Annotated in this window: 16 protein-coding genes; 6 read left to right on the top strand and 10 right to left on the bottom strand. The window is 71.7% G+C overall.

Annotated elements, in window-relative coordinates; all coding sequences use genetic code 11:
* Both M878_RS85125 and M878_RS85120 read right to left on the bottom strand, forming a co-directional pair.
* On the bottom strand, positions 1 to 1,045 hold a 1,045-nt coding region (locus tag M878_RS85125; RefSeq protein ID WP_031226766.1), incomplete at its 3' end, for a nitronate monooxygenase.
* A gap of 389 nt (positions 1,046 to 1,434) precedes the next feature.
* Positions 1,435 to 3,399: an RICIN domain-containing protein gene (locus M878_RS85120; protein WP_031226764.1), complete on the bottom strand. Its 1,965-nt coding sequence runs from the start codon at positions 3,397 to 3,399 to the stop codon at positions 1,435 to 1,437.
* Between the two features lie 314 nt (positions 3,400 to 3,713).
* On the opposite strand from M878_RS85120, the gene galU reads away from it, so the two are divergent.
* Complete coding sequence (gene galU / locus M878_RS85115; RefSeq protein ID WP_023552407.1) at positions 3,714 to 4,667, top strand: UTP--glucose-1-phosphate uridylyltransferase GalU; 954 nt, start codon at positions 3,714 to 3,716, stop codon at positions 4,665 to 4,667.
* Positions 4,668 to 5,140: 473 nt separating this feature from the next.
* Here the strand turns inward: galU and M878_RS97875 are convergent, their stop codons facing one another.
* Both M878_RS97875 and map read right to left on the bottom strand, forming a co-directional pair.
* Positions 5,141 to 5,299, bottom strand: coding sequence for a hypothetical protein (locus tag M878_RS97875; RefSeq protein WP_158692824.1), 159 nt, complete (start codon positions 5,297 to 5,299; stop codon positions 5,141 to 5,143).
* 176 nt (positions 5,300 to 5,475) lie between these two features.
* Positions 5,476 to 6,294: a type I methionyl aminopeptidase gene (map, locus tag M878_RS85110; RefSeq protein WP_023552405.1), complete on the bottom strand. Its 819-nt coding sequence runs from the start codon at positions 6,292 to 6,294 to the stop codon at positions 5,476 to 5,478.
* A 93-nt stretch (positions 6,295 to 6,387) separates the two neighbouring features.
* On the opposite strand from map, the gene M878_RS49660 reads away from it, so the two are divergent.
* The gene (locus tag M878_RS49660; protein WP_051430147.1) at positions 6,388 to 6,705 is read left to right on the top strand and encodes a helix-turn-helix domain-containing protein; all 318 of its coding nucleotides are present in this window, start codon (positions 6,388 to 6,390) and stop codon (positions 6,703 to 6,705) included.
* A gap of 449 nt (positions 6,706 to 7,154) precedes the next feature.
* On the opposite strand, the gene M878_RS85105 is transcribed toward M878_RS49660, so the two are convergent.
* Positions 7,155 to 7,607, bottom strand: coding sequence for a DUF4442 domain-containing protein (locus M878_RS85105; protein WP_031226761.1), 453 nt, complete (start codon positions 7,605 to 7,607; stop codon positions 7,155 to 7,157).
* Between the two features lie 184 nt (positions 7,608 to 7,791).
* On the opposite strand from M878_RS85105, the gene M878_RS49655 reads away from it, so the two are divergent.
* Positions 7,792 to 8,862, top strand: a complete 1,071-nt coding sequence (locus M878_RS49655) for a DUF8017 domain-containing protein (protein ID WP_031226760.1) — start codon at positions 7,792 to 7,794, stop codon at positions 8,860 to 8,862.
* 105 nt (positions 8,863 to 8,967) lie between these two features.
* A complete protein-coding gene (locus M878_RS85100) occupies positions 8,968 to 10,263 on the top strand; it encodes an MFS transporter (protein WP_023552396.1) in 1,296 nt (431 codons plus the stop codon).
* A gap of 166 nt (positions 10,264 to 10,429) precedes the next feature.
* On the opposite strand, the gene M878_RS85095 is transcribed toward M878_RS85100, so the two are convergent.
* The 4 genes from M878_RS85095 to M878_RS85085 form a co-directional block, all read right to left on the bottom strand.
* The gene (locus M878_RS85095; RefSeq protein WP_023552394.1) at positions 10,430 to 11,275 is read right to left on the bottom strand and encodes a spermidine synthase; all 846 of its coding nucleotides are present in this window, start codon (positions 11,273 to 11,275) and stop codon (positions 10,430 to 10,432) included.
* 139 nt (positions 11,276 to 11,414) lie between these two features.
* Positions 11,415 to 12,590 (bottom strand): elongation factor Tu, encoded by a 1,176-nt coding sequence (gene tuf / locus M878_RS85090; protein ID WP_023552392.1) that lies wholly within the window; start codon positions 12,588 to 12,590, stop codon positions 11,415 to 11,417.
* Positions 12,591 to 12,688: 98 nt separating this feature from the next.
* Complete coding sequence (locus M878_RS000000101160; protein ID WP_023552391.1) at positions 12,689 to 12,814, bottom strand: hypothetical protein; 126 nt, start codon at positions 12,812 to 12,814, stop codon at positions 12,689 to 12,691.
* 64 nt (positions 12,815 to 12,878) lie between these two features.
* A complete protein-coding gene (locus tag M878_RS85085; RefSeq protein ID WP_023552388.1) occupies positions 12,879 to 13,601 on the bottom strand; it encodes a DNA alkylation repair protein in 723 nt (240 codons plus the stop codon).
* 236 nt (positions 13,602 to 13,837) lie between these two features.
* On the opposite strand from M878_RS85085, the gene M878_RS85080 reads away from it, so the two are divergent.
* Positions 13,838 to 14,986, top strand: a complete 1,149-nt coding sequence (locus M878_RS85080; protein ID WP_031226759.1) for a glutathione-independent formaldehyde dehydrogenase — start codon at positions 13,838 to 13,840, stop codon at positions 14,984 to 14,986.
* A 50-nt stretch (positions 14,987 to 15,036) separates the two neighbouring features.
* Positions 15,037 to 15,810, top strand: a complete 774-nt coding sequence (locus M878_RS85075; RefSeq protein WP_023552379.1) for a TVP38/TMEM64 family protein — start codon at positions 15,037 to 15,039, stop codon at positions 15,808 to 15,810.
* A gap of 3 nt (positions 15,811 to 15,813) precedes the next feature.
* Here M878_RS85075 and M878_RS85070 read toward each other — a convergent pair whose 3' ends face one another.
* Positions 15,814 to 16,983: a thiolase family protein gene (locus M878_RS85070; protein WP_023552376.1), complete on the bottom strand. Its 1,170-nt coding sequence runs from the start codon at positions 16,981 to 16,983 to the stop codon at positions 15,814 to 15,816.
* Positions 16,984 to 17,031: the final 48 nt, after the last annotated feature.

Below are 17,031 nucleotides of genomic sequence, written 5' to 3'. Positions count from 1 at the left end.
CCACCTCGCACACCACAGCCGGCACCGGGCCGACGTCGGCCACCTCGCCCATCCCCCCCGACACCGAACCGCCGTCGGCCACCTCGCCCATCCCAGCCGACACCGAACCGCCCTCGGCCACCTCGCACACCACAGCCGGCACCGGGCCGACGTCGGCCACCTCGCCCATCCCAGCCGACGCCAGGCCACCATCGGCGCCCTCGTGTATCGCCTCCGACACCGCCCGCACCACCCGCCGTACGTTCCCGTGCCGTTCGGCGAAGCGGGCGGCGAGGAAGCCGTCCTGGCCCACCGGCAGCAGCCCGCGGCGCGGATCGCGGGTGCCCAGCAGGGACGCGACCGCCTCGGGGTCGTCAGCCGGCGGTCGCGGGGCGTCCGGTCCGCGGCGCCGCAGGACCCGGTGGCCGCCCAGTACCACGGTCTCCGAGCCGTCGAGGGTGCGCAGCACCGACCGGACCGCCTCCGGCAGCCCCGACTCGGGGAGCAGCGCGAGCTGGCTGTCGAGGACGACCCCGGCGGCACCGCCGGCCACGGCGGCGGCCGCCGTACGCGGCCCGATGCCGCCGCACGCCCAGACCGGTACCGTGCCCGACTCCTCGTCGGACAGCAGCTGCTGCAGCAGCACGAAGGTGCTCAGCTCCCCGATCCGGCCGCCGCTCTCGGCGCCCCGGGCGATCAGCCCCTGGGCGCCGGCGCGTACGGCCGCGCGCGCCTGACCGAGGTCGGTGACCTCCGTCAACACCCGGCATGACGAGGGGAGCTCAGCCGGATTCCAGGTGGCGTCCGGGGTGTGGACCACCGTGTCGAGGGCGTCGCCGACATCGGCCGGGGTCAGGGCGCAGCGCCCGGTCACCCGTATCCCGAAGGGGCCCGGGGCGGCCCGTCTCAGCCGCGCCAGCTCCTCTCGTGATATTCGGTCGCCGGTACCGAGGTCGAGGACGCCGAGCGCGCCGGCGGCGCACGCAGCGGCGGTGAGACCGGCGTCGGGTTCTCCGCAGGGGGTGAGGCAAAGGACGAGGTCGAGGGCGCGCGCAGGGGGGGTCATGATGGCTCCGGCACGATCGTCGAGACTGCACGGTGGGGGGTGTGCGGCGGAACGCTCTGATGTGAGGGCACCGGAACCTAGCCCCGGGTTACTCACGGGTCAATAACGTCACGCCCTTTTCTTGGCTGGTGAGATCGATTCGGCCAGCGGGTCGAATTCCCCACAAGAACGGGGAAACGCTGTTATTCCGCTCGTGGGTGCGGGCGCGGGACCACCGGGGTCCACACGCCACACCACCACAAGCCCGTCAAAGCGTCCGACCGCTTCACCGTGCACTCACCCTGCCGCAACGCGCCGGGGCATTCACTCGACGTCGGTAAATTTCACATGACTTTAGCGCTGTGACTCGAACGCGATCAGGCGTTCGGGAGACGGCACGAGGCGGCAGGTCAGCGCAGCAGCGCCCCCACGGTCGCCGGTACGGCGGCGACCGCGTCGGCGGCCGACGACACGACGTCGTGGGCCGCGTGCACCGCCTCGGCCGGCGGCACGGGAGTGGCCCGCCGCCGGTCGCGTTCGGCGCTGACCGGAGCGATCCGGGTCTCGTTCGCCGCACCCGATTCACCCGGCTCCCCCGGCCCGCCGCCCGCGCCCTCCGGGTTGCCGCCCGACGCGTCTCCGTAAGGCGCGCCCTGGGCATCCCCCTTCGGATCCCCCGGCTGCCGGCCCCTCGGCACCCCGGCCCCGCCCGAAGCACCGTCAGCACCGTCAGCACCGCCGGCGCCCGAAGCAGCCGATGCGCCAGGAGCGCCCGGCTCATCCGGCCCGCCAGGCCCACCCCGCGCCGCATCGGGCCGCCGTACCCCGTCCGCCCCCGGCTCCAGCACCCAGCGCTGCTCAGGCGAACCGTCGCGCGGCGCCAGCCCGACCCGGGCTGACGTACCACCGGAGCCGCAGCCGGAGCAGGGAGCGAGCGCGAGGCCTTCCTGCCCGCGGAGCAGGATCTCGCCGCGCACGGTGAAGTCGTACGTCACCTCCCCGGCGTGGACCACACATCCGGCCAGTACGACGCTCTTCGTACCCGGGTCGGCGGCAAGGCACAGGGACGGGTCCGCGGCGCTGCGCAGCAGTCCGTCGTCCTGGTACGACCACTGCTGCGTGGCGGCGGACGAGCACGGTGCGAGCCCGACGCCCACGCCGGACTCCACGCTGTCCCCGATGACATCCAGACAGCGGCCGGAGCCAAGACCCCGCAGGTTGCCGAGGGCGACCTCGACGGGATCGCCGGCCGAGGCGGCGGAGGAGGCGGAAGAGGAGGCGGACCGGGCGCCGGTGCCGCCCGGCCGGGTGGTGCGGTCGGCGGGGGCGCCCCAAGTGGCGCCGGGCGTGGGGACACCGTTGTCATCGGACCAGCTTCTGACCACGAGGACGGTGGCGAGCAGCACGAGCGAGGTCAGTCCGACGCCGATGGCCAGAGCGGTGCGGCGGCCGCCGGGCGTGGTGCGGTGCCTGCCGCCGGGCGCCGCCGTCGGTTCATGCCTCGCAGGGAAGAACGCCGAGGGGGGTGGCAGCTCCTCGGCGGCGCCGCGGCCGGGGCGCGAGTCGAGATAGCGGCGGGCTCCCCAGCCGAGCACGGTCTCGGCGAGCAGGAGGCCCAGGCCGTCGTCGAACAGCGCGAAGGTCTCGGCGGCGTGCCGGCAGTACGCACAGACCGTCAGATGCTGCCGCACATCCGGCAGCAGGGCGCCGCCGCGGCGCATGGGGACGTCCAGGAGCCGGTTGTGGAAACGGCATTCCCTGGACGGCGCGAGTTCCCGGTGCGCGCGTACGCATCCCGCCCGGAATTGCTCACGCGCCTGCTCCAGGGCCGCCGACGCGGTGGCCGGGGCGATACCCAGCAGACCGGCGGGTATGTTTATGGGCTCGGCTTCGACCTCGGTGTGCCACAGAAGGCATTGCGAGGCACCGGGAAGGGCGCGGAAAGCGCGTTCGGCGAGTTGTCGCCTTTCTGGCGTTCCGGGCTTTGTCGCACGCAGTCCGCGACCACCGGTAGGCCTGCGCAATTCCGGCAGCGCCGCACAGGCCGCGTCGTCCGCCGCCCAGGCACGGACGGTGTCGCGGACGGCGACGAGCAGTTGGGGGCGCAGGGCGCCGCCGATCGCCCCGCCCTCCAAGCGGCCGAGAACCTCGTGGAAGGCGGCCGTGGCCACGAGGTGGGCGGTGGGACCGGCGGAGGCCAGGCAGACGATGGCGTGGTCGCGGGCGGCCCGCCAGTGGCGGGCCAGCAGCAGGGCGACGGCGTGATGGCGGGCGTAGTGGGGACCGCCGAGCCCGGCGACGAGATTGCGGTCGGACTCTCCGGGCGAACCGGGCACGGGCGGATACGGTGGGCGTGGGGGGTATGGGGACTGCACGGAACCATTTCCTTTCCAGCGACAGGGCCGCACACGAAATGCCGTCCTATCGGAAAGCAGTGCCGATTTGGTGCACACCTGGATCTGGTACATACCTAAAGGGCCGGCCGGGGCGCTCAACGCCTGCCTTTGCCCTCCCGCGGGAAGGCTTACCTTCGCACACGCGACTCACAGGAAACAAGAAGTTCGATTGACTCGACTTCAAAGTCGGCGAATTGCACAACAGTTACCGGCCGTATCACCGGTATCACCTCACAGCCGGTTCCCATGCTTCTCCGGGCGTGCTCTCATCCGCGTCCCGCAGCATGGGCCGCATGATCGCCCCCCACTCCTCAGCGACCCCCGCCGCCCGCCCCGCGGTCCGCAAGGCGGTCGTACCCGCCGCCGGACTCGGCACCCGGTTCCTGCCCGCAACCAAGGCCACCCCGAAGGAGATGCTGCCGGTCGTCGACAAGCCGGCCATCCAGTACGTGGTCGAGGAGGCGGCCGCGGCCGGTCTGGAAGACATCCTGATGGTCACCGGCCGGCACAAGCGCGCCATCGAGGACCACTTCGACAACGCCTTCGAACTGGAACAGGCGTTGGCGGCCAAGGGCGACACCGTGCGGCTGGACGCGGTGCGCGATCCGGCGCGGCTCGCCGACATCCACCACATCCGCCAGGGCGACCCGCTCGGCCTCGGCCACGCTGTGCTGTGCGCCCGCCACCACGTCGGGAACCAGCCCTTCGCGGTCCTCCTCGGCGACGATCTCATCGACGCGCGCGAGACCTTGCTGAGCCGCATGCTGGAAGTCCGCGAGGCTCACGCGGGCAGCGTGGTCGCGCTGATGGAGGCCGACCCGGAGCAGATCCACCTCTACGGCTGCGCGGCGGTGGAACCGACGGACGAGGAGGGTGTCGTACGGGTCACCGGCCTGGTGGAGAAGCCGGCGCCCGGGACCGCGCCGAGCCGGTACGCGGTCATCGGCCGTTATGTCCTCGACCCGGCCGTCTTCGACGTCCTGGAGCGCACCCCGCCGGGCCGCGGCGGCGAGATCCAGCTGACCGACGCGCTCCAGGACCTCGCGGCGGGCGGCACCGTGCACGGGGTCGTCTTCGACGGTCTGCGCTACGACACCGGGGACAAGGCCGATTATCTGCGCACGGTGGTCCGCCTGGCCTGCGCACGCCCAGACCTCGGACCCGAATTCACCGCCTGGCTCAAGGAGTTCGTGGCCGACCTGGAGGACGACGAAGCCGACGGCCGGGACGGGCACCGGGCCGCCTGAGGCGACGCACAGGCATACAAGAGGCGCCCCGGCGGGCCCCCTTCCCCATATGCCTTGCCGATCCTGGCTGTTGGGACGCAGCGTCCGGACGACCGTCATCTCGCTCGTCACGGCACCTCCGCGCACCGGATCCCGATCGCCGCGGGGAACTCGGGGCGCTCTCGGGCGTCGAGTTCGGCGCCACCCTCGGCGGGGCCGGGCAGCCGAGCGTGGCGGTGGAGACCAGCAGGCCGAATGGGTCGGTGAGCTGGTCGGTGTCGCGGCGCTGGCGGGTGGCCAGGAGCAGTACGCCGTTGCCGCGGTGCGGGTGGTGGGCGCGACGGAAGAAGCCGGGCGGGCGTCGTCCAGGGCGTCTTGCGCGACGCCGTAGTTGGAGTGCCGCTCGGTGGCGGGGAGCGTGTCCGGTGTCCGGTGAAGACACCGACAGTAGGGCAGTGGCAGCCAGTCGCGGTGAACGAATTGCGGCCCGGTGTCTACGCATGGGGTGCGGCGGCGGAACGGAAGGGCGGGTGCGGGCAGGGGCGGGAGGCGCGCACAGGGCACGGGCCGGGCGGCATGCCGACGTTGATTCGCGAGTCACGGTCGATGGCCGGGTGGGTGGCGTTCTTGTCGACGCCGGCGATTTCGGTCATGGACAGCGGTGCCGGTGAGGGTTGTGAGAAGTGCTTGCGGTCGCCGCCTGGGTGGGTGGGGGCGGCCGGCTCTGGGCTTGGCGAGTGTGAGGGGCGCACCGCGTGCAGCGGCCGGCATCCGTGTGCGAGGCCGTGTCGGGCCTGGCTGATGCCGCTGTTGGCCTGCCGCCGTCTCGTCAGTCGCCGGTTGCCGACGACCGCTGCTTGTCCTCCAGGCCCTCTTCACGCTGCGGGCGCCGGGTGAGCACGAGCGGACCTTCCTCGGTGATGGCGACCGTGTGCTCGGAGTGGGCGGTGCGCGAGCCGTCGGCCGAGCGGATCGTCCAGCCGTCGGGGTCGTACACGATCTTGTTCGTGCCGGCGGCGAGCCAGGGTTCGATCGCGATCGTCAGGCCGGGGCGCAGCTTGAAGCCGCGGCCGGAGCGGCCGTCGTTGGGGACGTGCGGGTCCTCGTGCATGGTGCGACCGAGGCCGTGCCCGCCGAACTGGAGGTTGACCGGGTATCCGTACTCCTTGGCGACGGCGCCGATAGCCGCGGAGATGTCACCCAGCTTGCCGCCTGGCTGGGCCACCTTGATCGCGGCCTCCAGGGCGACCTCGGTCGCCTCTATCAGCCGCAGGTCCTCCTCGGCCGGCGTGCCCACGATGAGGGAGTAAGCCGAGTCCGCGACCCAGCCGTCGATACTGACGGCCAAGTCCATGCTCAGCAGGTCCCCGTCGCGCAGCTTGTACGTGTGCGGCAGTCCGTGCAGCACGGCGTCGTTGACCGAGAGGCACACCACGTTGCGGAAGGGACCACGGCCGAACGCGGGCGAGTAGTCCCAGTAGCAGGATTCGGCGCCGCGCTCCTTGACCCGGCGGCGGGCGTGGTGCTCCAAGTCCATCAGATCGACTCCCGCATCGGCGAGTTCGCCCAGCTCCGCGAGCAGCTCGCCGATGAACTGACCGGTGACACGCATACGTTCGATCTGATCAGGAGACTTGAGCTCGATCACCAGCGATCCTCGATTCCCGCGACATGTAGAGGTATTTTTATACCAGACGGTGGAGTGGTTGCCCTCAACAAGGCCTGGCCATACCGTGGTTGCATGGTCCGCCTCCCCCTCGCCCCCGAACAGATCGCTGCTGGTCGACGCCTCGGGAGCGTTCTGCGCAGCGCCCGGGGCGGACGCCGCCTCGTCGAGGTGGCCCTGGAGGCGGGCATCTCGCCGGAGACCCTCCGCAAGATCGAAACCGGTCGGCTGCCCACACCCGCGTTCGGCACCGTCGTTCAGCTCAGTGAGGTGCTCGGCATCTCCCTGGCCGAACTCGCCGACGTCTGGCGCACCGGTCCGGCGCATGGCTCGGCGCGGGAGAAGGCCGCATTCGCCGCCGATGCGGTCGAGGCGGCGTCGCAGCACAGGTGACACCGAAGGGGCGCCTCACCCGCTCCGGGCCGCTGCGGCCTCACGTCTGAGCGCCCCGGACCGGACGCTCGACATGATGCTCCGCACGGGCCGGGACGGAACCCCCGAGGACCCCGTACCCACTGCGGCTCATCGGCCGACCTCGCACCCGTCGCGGGCATGGCGCACCTGAACGGTGCGGCTGCCCGTCCTGAGTCAACGGCGGCGGAATCCCGCTCCTGCCGGTGCACACCTCCCGGGAACCCCCAGGACAGACCAGGCAATCCCCCCACGCAATGTGGCCCCGACCGAGGCAAAACACCAGGTCGGGGCCACAAAGAAACAGGTCTGGGCCAAAAAGACAGACGAGTCGAGCTGTACGCCGGATTCTGCCTACAGTTGGAGACGGCGCCAAGGCGCGCACTCTGATCGAGCCGAGCCAACGGGGCTACGGCATCTCCCCCTGCGACTCAGCCATTCAGCCGCAAGGTCCATACGACCGTCATCTCGCCCGTGACGGCCCCGTCTTCGCGCTGTATGGCGATACCGACCGGAAACTCCGGCCGCCCGCCTGCGTCAAGCTCGGCGATGACCTCGGCCGCCGGGCGGCCCAGCGTCGCCGTGGCCGTCACCGGTCCCATGGCCAGCTTCTTGTAATCGATCTCGGCCCGCACCGCGAGCGGCACCGCACGCGAAAGCTGATCGCCGAAGGCCGTGAGCACGATGGCCCCACTGGCGGACTCGGCCAGAGTGAACATGGCGCCGGCATGGGGGCCGCCAATGTGATTGTGGTAGTCCGGCTGGTCCGGCAGCCGCAACACGGCACGCTCCGGGGTCACCTCGACGAACTCCAGGTTCAACGTCCGCACCATCGGAACCGCGGCGGCCAGCATCTCGCCCATCGAGGCGCTCTCAACTGTCATGAGCCAGATGTTACCGGCGGGTAGCGTCACTGGCCAGCCCCTGACGCCCGGCGGCGTGCCCACGTGGTGGTGATACGCGTCCTGGTCCCGCAGGCCCACGAGTTGCCGCCCACCCCACTTCGCTACCACCCTGACGAGGGCCGGTGACCGAATCGTGTCCCTGACAGCACTAGGGTTACTGGCCATGTGGCCAGATCAGCAGCCGCCAGGGGGCGCGCCAAACCCGCAGGGCAACCCACAGGGCAACCCGCAGCACAATCCGTATCAGCAGCCGGGATACCAACAGTCGGGTTACCAGCAGCCGGGTCATCAGCAGCAGAACCCGTACCAGCAGCCCGGGTACCAGCAGTATCCGCAGGCCGGGCCGTACGGTCAGCAGCCGCAGTGGGGGCAGCAACAGCCGCCCACCGCGCCCGTCCCGCAGGCCCCGCAGGGCGGCGGCCGCACGAAGCTGATCGCGATCGTCGCGGCCGCCGCAGTCGTGATCGCCGCCGGCGTGACCGGCTATCTCGTCCTCGGCAAGAAGGGCGGCAAGAACGACCAGGCCGACGGCGGCAAGGGCGGGCAGCACGCGAGCCAGTCGCCCGCCCCCCAGCCCACGCCCACCTCGTCGGTGACCGACGACCCGCGCGGCACCCAGTCGGAGAAGCCGACCATCCCCGGCTGGAAGGTCGTGGTGAACCCCAGGTGGGGCGTCGCCTACGACGTGCCTGCGGACTGGCAGATCCAGTCCCCGGGCCTCGACATCGGCTTCGACCTCCCGAAGCAGAAGAACGGGATGGCCGACAACATCATCCAGTCGGGCACCGCCGAGGACCAGCCGAAATGGTGCAGCTCCGACGACGACAAGGACGGCCGCACCGAGGACACCCCCCTGGCCGTCGTGGGCTCCAAGGGCGCGAGCGGCGCCAAGAGCACGGACGAGATCGCGATCAACACGCCGGCCTGGTGGGTCTACGGCGGCTACACCCAGCCCGACAAGAAGAGCATCACCTTTGACAAGAAGGCCACCCCCTTCAAGACCAATTCGGGCATCACGGGCAGCTACGGGTGGGCCCAGTCGGCCCACACGCCCCAGAAGGGCAAGTGCGCCAGCGACGGCAAGGCGCTCACCTTCGGCTTCCAGAACTCGGTCCACGACTACGTGTCGTTCAACTTCTACGGGGCCAAGGGCGTGAAGGGCGAGGTGCCCGAGGCGACCATCATGAAGATCCTCAGCACGGTCCGGCTGCACGGGGACCCCACGAACCAATGAGCCCGCGGGCCGGTCGGAGAAGCGCCCCGCACGGCCGGTTGGCGAGGCGGGCGTTCGCTGGAGAAATCGTTTGCCCGGGCGACGCGCGCCAGCGATAGTCGCCCGGTGAACCCAGCGTCCATCCCGCACGGCCCGCGCAGACCCGCCTGGGCGGGCCGCAACTACTCCCTGCTGACCACCGCCGCCGTCGTGACCAGCCTGGGTGCGAACGGCTCGCTCATCGCCGCCGCGTTCGCGGTACTGGACGCGGGCGGCGACGGCGGGGACGTGGGACTCGTCGCCGCCGCGCGCACCCTGCCACTGGTGGTGTTCCTGCTCATCGGCGGCACGCTCGCGGACCGAGTGCCCCGGCACCGGGTGATGGTCGCCGCCAACGCCCTCAACTGCCTGTCGCAGGGCACCTTCGCCGTGCTCGTGCTGGCCGGCGAGCCCCGGCTGTGGCAGATGATGCTGCTCTCCGCGCTGGGCGGCACGGGGCAGGCGTTCTTCGGCCCGGCGGCCGAGGGCATGCTGCTGTCCTCCGTGGAGGGCGAGCAGGCGGGCCGGGCGTTCGCCGTCTTCCGCATGGCCACGCAGGGAGCGGCTCTAGGCGGCGCGGCGCTCGGCGGTGCCCTGGTCGCCGCCGTCGGCCCCGGCTGGGTGCTCGCGCTCGACGCGGCCGCCTTCGCCCTCGCCGCCGCCCTGCGCTCCTTCCTCGACGTCAGTCACATTCCGCCGCGCGCACCCGGCGAGGGCATGCTGGCCGATCTCCGCGACGGCTGGCGGGAGTTCATCGGCCGTCCCTGGCTGTGGAGCATCGTCGTACAGTTCTCGATCGCCAACGCGGTGGTCGGCGCGGCCGAAGCGGTCTACGGCCCGCTCGTCACCCGCGACAGCCTGGGCGGCGCGGGACCGTGGGGCCTGGCGCTGGCCGCGTTCGGCGCGGGCACGGTGGCCGGCGCCCTGCTGATGACCCGCTGGAAACCCCGCCGGCTCCTCCTCGCCGGCACGCTCTGCGTCTTCCCGCTGGCCCTGCCCTCGGCCGCCCTGGCCGTGCCGGTGCCGACCGGCGTGCTGTACGGCGTGATGTTCGCCGCCGGTACGACGGTGGAGGTGTTCGGCGTGTCCTGGATGACCGCGCTGCACCAGGAGATCCCCGAGGAGAAGCTCTCCCGGGTCTCGGCGTACGACTGGTTCGGCTCGGTCGCGCTCACGCCCCTGGCCACGGCGCTGGCGGGCCCCGCCGAGGCCGCTCTCGGCCGGGCGGCCGCGCTGTGGGGCTGCGCCGTCCTGGTCGTCCTGGTCACCGCGCTGGTGCTGCTGGTCCCGGACGTCCGCACCCTGCCCCGCCGCACCCAGCCGATCGCCGCCCCCAAGGCCGCGTCAACCGATGCCGAACGCCCCGTCGAGGGGCTCCGGTGACGGCACAGCGCCGGCATCCCCCACAGGGCACGCACCACCGATGAACTCCCGCACCGGAAACGCGTCCGCCGCGGCACGACGAGCCACCACGGCGAAGTCGACAGGCCGACGCGCACGTCCACACCGGCCCCACCACACCCAACCGATCGCCGCCCCCAAGGCCGCGTCAACCGATGCCGAACGCCCCGTCGGGGGGCTCCGGTGACGGCACAGCATCGGCATCCCCCACAGGGCACGCACCACCGATGAACTCCCGCACCGCCACCCCGTGCTCGACCCGCGCCGGAAACACGTCCGCCGCGGCACGACGAGCCACCACGGCGATGTCGACAGGCCGGTGCGAGGCGACGAGCACCGCGTTCCCGAACCGCCGGCCGCGCAGCACACCCGGCTCGGCGATCAGCACCAGCTCCGCGAAGTACTCGGCGAATGTGGCCAGTTGGGAGCGCAGAAAGCCGAACGGCGCCGCGTCGGCGAGGTTGGCCAGATAGACCCCGCCGGGACGCAGCACCCGCTCGGCCTCACGGGCGTAGGCGAGCGTGGTCAGATGTGCCGGCACCCGGGATCCCCCGAACACGTCCCCGATCACCACGTCGGCAGAGTCATCCGCCGCGGCCTCCAGCCAGGCCCGGGCATCGGCGGCGTGCAGCGCGACACCCGAGCCCGCCGGCAGCGGCAGATGCTCGACCACCAGCTCCAGCAGCCCCGCGTCGGCCTCGACGACATCCTGCCGTGAGCCGGGCCGGGTGGCCGCCACGTACCGCGGGAGCGTCAGCGCCCCTCCCCCGAGGTGCACCACGTCCAGCGCCCGCCCGGCCTCGGCCACGGCATCCAGCACATACCCGAGCCGCCGCGCGTACTCGAACTCCAGATGTGTCGGCTCGTCCAGATCCACATACGACTGCGGCGCCCCGTCGACGGTGAGCAGCCAGGCTCGCTCCCGATCCACATCGGGCATCAGCTTGGCGGTCCCATGGTCGGTGGTGCGGATGACAGGTCTGGCTTCACTCACGACACCATTGTCACCAGGAGTCCGCAAACGCCGGATGCGGGGACCTGTCCGAGGGCGCGGGGCTGCATCGATATGCGGCTACCGCCGCGTGGGCGCGACCAGCCACGACGAGCCCGCGGTCCCCCGCGCACCTCAGCCCCTACGAACCGACGGAGTGAATGGTGCCCGCGCCGACGGTCCGCCCACCCTCACGGATGGCGAACCCCAGCCCGGGCTCCAAGGGAACCTCCCGTCCCAGCTCGACACACATCTCCACGGTCTCGCCAGGCCGGGCCACGCCCGCCGAACCGAGGTCGACGTCCCCCACCACATCCGCCGTACGGATGTAGAACTGCGGCCGGTACCCGGTCGCGACCGGCGTCGTACGACCGCCCTCCCGCGCGGAGAGCACGTACACCTGCGCGGTGAACCTCCGACGCGGCACCACGCTGCCGGGCGCGGCCACGACATGCCCGCGGCGGACCGCATCCCTCGGGACGCCCCGCAGCAGCAGCGCCACGTTGTCCCCGGCCTGCGCCTCCTCCATCGGCTTGCCGAAGGTCTCGACGCCGGTGACGACCGTCTCGACCCCCGCGCCGAGCACCTCGACCCGGTCACCGACCCGGACCGTGCCACGTTCGACGGCCCCGGTGACGACGGTCCCCCGCCCGGTGATGGTGAGCACGTTCTCGACAGACAACAGGAACGGCGCGTCCAGGTACCGCTCCGGCATGGGCACATACGTGTCCACCGCGTCGAGCAGCGCCTCGATGGACGCCGTCCAGCGCGGGTCGCCCTCCAGCGCCCGGAGGCCCGAGACCCGTACGACCGGTACGGAGTCGCCCGGGTAGCCCTGGGCGGTGAGCAGGTCGCGGACCTCCAGCTCGACGAGGTCGATGAGCTCCTCGTCGTCCGTGCCGTCGGCCTTGTTGAGGGCGACGACGATGTGGTCCACGCCCACCTGCCGCGCGAGCAGTACGTGTTCGGCGGTCTGCGGCATGATCCCGTCGAGCGCGGAGACGACGAGGATCGCCCCGTCGAGCTGCGCGGCTCCGGTGACCATGTTCTTGACGTAGTCGGCGTGGCCCGGCATGTCCACGTGGGCGTAGTGCCGGGTGTCGGTCTCGTACTCGACGTGCGCGATGTTGATGGTGATGCCTCGGGCGGCCTCCTCCGGGGCCCGGTCGATGCGGTCGAACGGCACGAACGTGCCGGTGCCGCGCTCGGCGAGGACCTTGGTGATGGCGGCGGTCAGGGTGGTCTTGCCGTGGTCGACGTGACCCATGGTGCCGATGTTCAGGTGCGGCTTGGTGCGCACGTAGGCCGTTTTGGACATGGCTGTACCTCGAAGCCTCTCAGCCGTGGAAGGAAACGCGGGACCCCGAGGACTGGCCGGCCCTCCCCTGCGGGGTCCGCCGGACGTTCCGGAGAGGGTCAGCTTCGGGCGCCGTCGACGGCAGCCACGAGGAGCGGGACGGCAGCCTTCGGCGCATCCGCGACGGCGGATGCTGCGAGGAGGAAGGCGTACCGGAACATGCCCTCGATCATCGTGGAGGGCATGTCCGGAGTCGAATGATTTTTCGCGGTAAGCGAGTTGGGCCGCGGCAGGCGATCCGGGCCGGGTTCAGGCGCCGATGTTCTTCAGCGCCTCCCGCACGGTCAGCGGGGCGAACCGGCCCCGTTCCCGCGCCAGGAAGGCCCGTACGGCCTCGGGGTCGGTCCTCGCGTACTCGCGCAGCGCCCAGCCGATCGCCTTGCGGATGAAGAAGGCGGGGTGCCCGGACTGGAGCAGGCAGTAGGCGAACAGCCGCTCGGGGTCGGTGCGTTCCTTGTACGGCAGCTGGTGGAGCAGGGCCGTACGGGCCACCCACAGGTCGCCGTCGCCGATCCAGGTGTCCATGGCGGCGGTGAGCCCGGGGTCGGCGGCGACCAGGCGCCCGACCACGTGCGCGGCGAGCAGGTCGACGGTGTCCCACCAGGGGACGGTGGACACGAGGTGCCGGGCCACCGGCAGGAAGCCGGAGGAGCAGCGGGCCGCGTGCCGGCGCACGAAGTCCACCGCGAAGTAGTGGTACTCACGCTCGGGCAGCGCCCAGCAGCGCAGCGCGATCGCGGTGCAGTCGGCCTCGTCGGGGCGGGGTGTGCCCGCGAGGACGGTGCGGGACAGGGCGCGGCGCTCCGGGGTGGGAATGCCGAGGAAGGGCGCCACGTCCTTCATGTACGCCCGCATCGCGCCGGCCCGGTCGGGGTCGGCGGCGGGCGGGAACACGGCCGTCACCCGTTCCAGCACGGTGTCGGCGAGCGCACTGCGCGGCACGTCCGGCGGGGTCGCGCCGGGGACGGCCATGAGACGAACCATGATGTCGAATATACGTTCGCAAGCCGGACGCCCGCCACAGCGCGTCGCCACCGCCCGACGGGGCTTGCAACCCCTTCCGTACCGGCGTTACCTGGAAGTACCGGCGGTGATGCGGGCGCATGGGGCCACGGCGCAGTCCGAGGGCCCGCGCCTTCGTGTGCGTCCCCTCCGCAGCGGCCCCTCCGTGCCGCCGTCGTCCAACGCTGGACGCGGAGGTGACACAGGTGAAAGCCGTTGTCTACGAAGAGCCTTTCAGTGTGGTCGTGAAGGACGTCCAGGATCCTCGGATCCAGCACCCCAACGATGTGCTCGTACGCGTCACGTCGACCGCCATATGCGGCTCGGACCTGCACATGTACGAGGGCCGCACCGCGGCCGAGTCGGGCATCGTCTTCGGACACGAGAACCTCGGCATCGTCGAGGAGGTCGGCAGCGGCGTGACCTCCCTGGCCAAGGGTGACCGCGTCGTGATGCCCTTCAACGTGGCCTGCGGATTCTGCAAGAACTGTCTCGTGGGAAAGACCGGCTTCTGTCTGACGGTCAATCCCGGATTCGCCGGCGGAGCCTACGGCTATGTGGCGATGGGCCCGTACACGGGCGGCCAGGCCGAGCTGCTGCGGGTGCCGTTCGCCGACTTCAACTGCTTGAAGCTGCCTCCAGCCGACTTGGAGACCGATTTCGTGCTGCTCGCCGACATCTTCCCGACCGGCTACCACGGTTGCGAACTCGCCCAGGTGTCCCCCGGTGAGAGCGTGGTCGTCTTCGGCGCCGGACCGGTGGGTCTGATGGCCGCCTACTCGGCGCTGCTGCGTGGCGCGGCGAAGGTGTTCTCCGTCGACCGGGTGCCCGAGCGGCTCGCCAAGGCCGCGGAGATCGGAGCCATCCCGATCGACTTCACCAAGGGCGACCCGGCGGCGCAGATCAAGGAACAGACCGGAGGTGAGGGAACCGACAAGGGCGTCGACGCGGTCGGCTACCAGGCCCAGGCGCACGACGCCAGCCACGAGGAACCCGCCATCGTCCTCAACGAACTGGTCGAGACGGTACGGCCGACGGGCATGCTCGGCGTACCGGGTCTTTACGTGCCCTCGGACCCGGGCGGTCCCGACGAGCACGCCAAGCACGGCCAACTGCTCGTCTCCATCGGCCGGATGTTCGAGAAGGGCCAGCAGATGGGCACCGGTCAGTGCAACGTCAAGCGGTACAACCGCCAGCTGCGCGACCTGATCATCGCCGGGCGGGCCAAGCCCAGTTTCGTGGTCTCCCACGAGCTGCCGCTGGACCAGGCACCGCTGGCGTACGAGAAGTTCGACAAGCGGATCGAGGGCTACACCAAGGTCGTCCTGCACCCCGGGCACGCGCTCGCCGCGTGACGGGACACCCTTGGCGGCGATCACCGGCGCGCGTGGGTTAGTGTCACCCGATGCCCGATGCCACCAACCGCTCTGGGGGCACCGTCACGGCCCCTCCCCGGGTCGCCGCCACGGAGTGTGCCGTACCCGCGTCGTCCCTGACGGGCGCGGGGTTCGCCGCCCGCTGCACGCGCGCGGCGCGGTCTCCCTACGCCCGGCTCTCGCTGCTCCTCGCCCTGCTGGCCGGTGCCGCCGCGGGCGTGCTGGTCTTCGAGCCGCAGCGGCTGCTGACCCACGGCTGGCCGCCGCAGCTCGGCGGGGCCGCGGCGACCGTGGTGTTCGCGGTGGCGTACGGACTGTGCACGGTGGCGTTCGTGCCGCGGCCCTTGCTCAACCTGGCCGCGGGCGCGCTGTTCGGCTCGCAGCTGGGGCTCGTGGCCTCGCTGGCGGGCACGGTGCTCGGGGCGGGCGTGGCGTTCGGGCTCGGCCGGATGCTCGGGCAGGACGCGCTGCGCCCGCTGCTGCGGGGCCGCTGGCTGAAGGCGGCCGACGCGCAGCTGAGCCGGCACGGGTTCCGGTCCATGCTGGCGGCCCGGCTCTTTCCGGGCGTGCCGTTCTGGGCGGCGAATTACTGCGCGGCCGTCTCCCGGATGCGCTGGCGGCCGTTCCTGCTGGCCACGGCCGTGGGGTCGGTGCCGAACACCGCGGCCTACGCGGTCGCCGGCGCCCGTGCCTCGGCGCCGACGTCCCCCGCCTTCCTGATCGCGATGGCCGGCATCGCCGTACCGGCGCTGCTGGGCACGGTGGTGGCCTGGCGCAAGCGCCACCATCTACGCGGCCGGTAGAGGTCAGACACCTTCCAGGATCATCGCGTTGGCCAGTCCGCCCGCCTCGCACATCGTCTGCAAGGCGTAGCGAGCACCGCGCTCGCGCATCGCGTGGACCAGGGTCGTGGTCAGCCGGGTGCCGCTGGCGCCGAGCGGGTGACCGAGGGCGATGGCGCCGCCGTGCACATTGACCTTGGCGAGGTCGGCGCCGGTCTCCTGCTGCCAGGCGAGAACCACGCTGGCGAAGGCCTCGTTGACCTCGAAGAGGTCGATGTCGGCCACGCTCAGACCGGCCTTGTGCAGCACCTTCTCGGTCGCCGGGACGACCCCGGTGAGCATCAGCAGCGGGTCGGAGCCGGTGACGGCGAAGCTGTGCAGCCGGGCGAGCGGGCGCAGGCCCAGGCGGGCCGCGGTCTCGCTGGAGGTGATCAGGACGGCGGAGGCGCCGTCGTTGACGGGGCTCGCGTTGCCCGCGGTGACGTTCCACTCGATCTGCGGGAAGCGCTCGCCGAAGCCGGGGTCGTAGTAGGCCGGCTTGAGGCCGGCGAGGACCTCCGGGGTGCTGCCGGGGCGGACGCTCTCGTCGCGGGCGACGCCGTCGAGCGGGGCGACCTCGGCGTCGAAGAGCCCGGCCTGCCACGCCGCGGCGGCCTTGTGGTGCGAGGACACGGCGAACTCGTCCATCCGCGCACGCGTCAGGGACCACTTGGCGGCGATCAGCTCAGCGCTGATCCCCTGCGGGACCAGGCCCTCGGGGTAGCGCTCGGCGACCCCGGGCCCGAACGGGTCCTTTCCGGCGGGCACGTTGGACCACATCGGCACCCGGCTCATCGACTCCACACCGCAGGCGATCACGAGGTCGTAGGCACCGGAGATCACGCCCTGCGCGGCGAAGTGCACGGCCTGCTGGGAGGAGCCGCACTGGCGGTCCACGGTGGTCGCCGGGACCGTCTCGGGGAAGCCGGCGGCGAGGACGGCGTACCGGGTGGTGTTCATGGCCTGCTCGCCGACCTGGTCGACGGTGCCGCCGATGACGTCGTCGATCAGCGCGGGGTCGACGCCGGAGCGCTCGACCAGGGTGCGCAGGGTGTGGGCGAGCAGTTGCACGGGGTGGACGTGGGCGAGGGAGCCGTTCGGCTTGCCCTTGCCGATGGGGGTGCGTACGGCTTCGACGATCACTGCGTCGCGCATGGCGCCGGCCTCCTTGGCCGCCTGGCTGTCCGTAACGGGCTACGGCAG

It is taken from the genome of Streptomyces roseochromogenus subsp. oscitans DS 12.976 (assembly GCF_000497445.1).
GTDB classification, from domain to species: domain Bacteria; phylum Actinomycetota; class Actinomycetes; order Streptomycetales; family Streptomycetaceae; genus Streptomyces; species Streptomyces oscitans.
The sequence above is the reverse complement of the archived record's forward strand: the minus strand, read 5'-3'. Positions and strand labels throughout refer to the sequence as shown.

What these genes read in the sequence shown, in the direction of transcription:
- M878_RS49655 (WP_031226760.1), top strand. Translation starts at nt 7,792, where the DNA reads ATGTGGCCAGATCAGCAGCCGCCAGGGGGCGCGCCAAACCCGCAGGGC.
- M878_RS85085 (WP_023552388.1), bottom strand. Translation starts at nt 13,601, where the DNA reads ATGGCCGTCCCCGGCGCGACCCCGCCGGACGTGCCGCGCAGTGCGCTC.
- galU (WP_023552407.1), top strand. Translation starts at nt 3,714, where the DNA reads ATGATCGCCCCCCACTCCTCAGCGACCCCCGCCGCCCGCCCCGCGGTC.
- tuf (WP_023552392.1), bottom strand. Translation starts at nt 12,590, where the DNA reads ATGTCCAAAACGGCCTACGTGCGCACCAAGCCGCACCTGAACATCGGC.
- M878_RS85070 (WP_023552376.1), bottom strand. Translation starts at nt 16,983, where the DNA reads ATGCGCGACGCAGTGATCGTCGAAGCCGTACGCACCCCCATCGGCAAG.
- M878_RS97875 (WP_158692824.1), bottom strand. Translation starts at nt 5,299, where the DNA reads ATGACCGAAATCGCCGGCGTCGACAAGAACGCCACCCACCCGGCCATC.
- M878_RS85075 (WP_023552379.1), top strand. Translation starts at nt 15,037, where the DNA reads ATGCCCGATGCCACCAACCGCTCTGGGGGCACCGTCACGGCCCCTCCC.
- M878_RS85105 (WP_031226761.1), bottom strand. Translation starts at nt 7,607, where the DNA reads ATGACAGTTGAGAGCGCCTCGATGGGCGAGATGCTGGCCGCCGCGGTT.
- M878_RS000000101160 (WP_023552391.1), bottom strand. Translation starts at nt 12,814, where the DNA reads ATGCCCTCCACGATGATCGAGGGCATGTTCCGGTACGCCTTCCTCCTC.
- M878_RS49660 (WP_051430147.1), top strand. Translation starts at nt 6,388, where the DNA reads ATGGTCCGCCTCCCCCTCGCCCCCGAACAGATCGCTGCTGGTCGACGC.